This is a genomic window from Mucilaginibacter sp. P4_G9 (assembly GCF_056400985.1).
Genome location: NZ_JBFUKF010000800.1, coordinates 1 through 1116, shown reverse-complemented (window position 1 = coordinate 1116; position 1116 = coordinate 1). Strand labels below are relative to the sequence as shown.

The following is a 1116-nucleotide window of genomic DNA, read 5'->3' as shown; positions in this document are numbered from 1 at the left end:
AGGATGAAGAGGTTGAGGACATGCTGAAGGTGATACAGGGTTTTGACCCGGCTGGTGTAGGCGCACGCAGCCTGCAGGAATGCCTGCTGATCCAACTCCGCAAAAAGGATCCTAACGACCCCATCATCAAAAAAGCCATTATTGTTGTTGAACAGTATCTTGATGAATTTACCCGCAAGCATTATGATAAGCTGGAAAAATCATTAAACATGGACTCTGACGAGTTACGTGGTGTTATCAACGAAATTTTAAAGCTAAACCCAAAACCGGGCGATTCAAACGAGGTGAACACCAAGCAAATGCAGGTGATACCCGATTTTCATATCATCAATAATGATAGTGTATTAATACTTACACTAAACTCCAAAAATGCTCCCGAACTGCGCGTAAGCAGATCATACCAGGAGATGTTTCAGCATTATGACAAAGCTGCACAAAAGGATAAAAAACTAAAGGAGGCAGTGCAGTTTGTAAAGCAAAAGCTCGATTCGGCAAAATGGTTTATTGATGCCATTAAACAGCGTCAGCAAACTTTACTAAAAACAATGAACGCCATTATGCAGTACCAGTACGAATTTTTCCTGACAGGCGATGATAAAAATTTAAAACCCATGATCCTGAAGGATATTGCCGACAGGATAAATATGGATATTTCTACCGTATCGCGGGTGGCCAACTCAAAATACGTACAAACCGAGTTTGGTACTTTCCTGTTAAAGTCCTTCTTCTCGGAAGCAATTCAAACAGAAAGCGGCGAAGAAGTTTCAAACAAAGAAGTTAAAAAGATACTGGAAGAACACATTGGCAACGAGGACAAACGCCACCCGCTGGCTGATGAAAAACTTACCGATATACTAAAAGATGCCGGCTACAACATAGCCCGCCGTACAGTAGCCAAATACCGCGAGCAAATGAACATCCCCGTTGCAAGATTAAGAAGAGAGCTGTAAATGTGCAGATTTCAAATTACAGATGTGCAGATTTGAAAATAATAAATAGATGTAGATGGAAATAATTTGATTTACCATTTTAAATTATCTGCACATTTGAAGCTCAATCATCTGCACATTTGAAAWCTGCATAYCTGCACATCCGAAGCTCAATCATCTGCATATC

At 40.5% G+C, this 1116-nt stretch carries 1 protein-coding gene; it reads left to right on the top strand.

The annotated features are described in order from the left end of the window. A partial coding sequence (gene rpoN, locus AC1DPZ_RS27740) for an RNA polymerase factor sigma-54 (RefSeq protein WP_477409601.1) occupies positions 1-950 on the top strand: 950 nt, incomplete at its 5' end. Between the last annotated feature and the right edge of the window lie 166 nt (positions 951-1116).